General features: G+C 48.3%; 1 protein-coding gene. It reads left to right on the top strand.

Annotated features, from left to right (window positions below; genetic code table 11):
• The first annotated feature begins 74 nt into the window (after positions 1-74).
• Positions 75-1,249 (top strand): IS3 family transposase gene (locus tag FBY13_RS23310; protein ID WP_145395275.1). Its coding sequence is split into 2 segments (ribosomal slippage): positions 75-333 and positions 333-1,249, totalling 1,176 coding nucleotides; the frame shifts between segments, so codons are not numbered across the junction.
• Positions 1,250-1,258: the final 9 nt, after the last annotated feature.

The raw sequence follows: 1,258 nt of genomic DNA, 5'->3' as shown, positions 1-1,258 counted from the left end.
CTGTAGTGGCACACTGAATTTGGCCACCTGAATAGAGGTGATATCATCACCTCACAGTAAAAACAGGTGACATTATGACCGGACGTAACAGACGCAATTTTAGCCCCGAGTTTCGCCTCGAAGCTGCCCAGCTTGTACTCGATCAGCATTACACCGTTGCCGCCGCTGCTACGGCAATGAACGTCGGCAAATCCACAATGGACAAATGGGTTCGACAATTGAAAGAAGAGCGAGCGGGAAAATCACCCACTGCTTCACCCATGACACCTGAGCAGATTGAAATACGCGAGCTAAAGAAAAGACTTCAACGCGTTGAAATGGAAAGGGATATATTAAAAAAGGCTACCGCGCTCTTGATGTCAGACTCCCTGAACAATTCTCATTAGTTGAGAAACTCAGGGCGCGGTTTCCTGTTGCTGTTGTGTGCAACGTGTTTGGGGTTCATCGCAGCAGTTATAAATACTGGCGGCAGCCCAGGAAGCCTGACGCCACGAGAGTGGCATTACTGAGCCTTGTGCGTGAAGTTTATCGCGAAAGTAACGGCTCAGCAGGAGCGCGAAGCATTGCCGCGATGGTCACCACCAAAGGTATAAAACTGAGCCGCTGGCGGGCAACAAAGCTAATGAAAGCGCTCAATATTATCAGCTGTCAGCAACCTGGCCATCGTTATAAGAAGGCGTCTAAGGAACACATTGAGATCCCTAATTATCTGGATCGCCAGTTTGCTGTTACCGAGCCTAATCAGGCCTGGTGCGGTGATGTGACTTATATCTGGACGGGAAAACGCTGGGCTTATCTGGCTGTAGTACTCGATTTGTTTTCCCGTAAACCGGTTGGCTGGGCGATGTCATTTTTCCCTGATTCAGCACTGACAGGTAAAGCCCTGTCGATGGCCTGGGAAGCACGGGGAAAACCGGCTAATTTACTGTATCACTCGGATCAAGGCAGTCACTATACCAGCAGGAATTTCAGGCAGTTACTGTGGAGATATCAGATAAAGCAAAGTCTGAGTCGCCGGGGAAATTGCTGGGATAACAGCCCAATGGAACGGTTCTTCAGAAGTCTGAAAACAGAGTGGTTACCGGATAATGGCTACGCTAATTTTAGCCAAGCCAGCACGGCAATAACGAATTACATCACAGGATATTACAGCCAGCTCAGACCTCATCAATATAATGGTGGTTTGACGCCGAATGAATCAGAAAGATTGTTTTGGAAAAACTCTAAAGCCGTGGCCAGTTTTTGTTGACCACTACAG

The sequence above is a fragment of the Pantoea sp. SJZ147 genome (genome assembly GCF_007828605.1).
Taxonomy (GTDB): domain Bacteria; phylum Pseudomonadota; class Gammaproteobacteria; order Enterobacterales; family Enterobacteriaceae; genus Pantoea; species Pantoea allii.
Note: the sequence above shows the minus strand (reverse complement) of the source record. Positions and strands in the feature narration are given on the sequence as shown.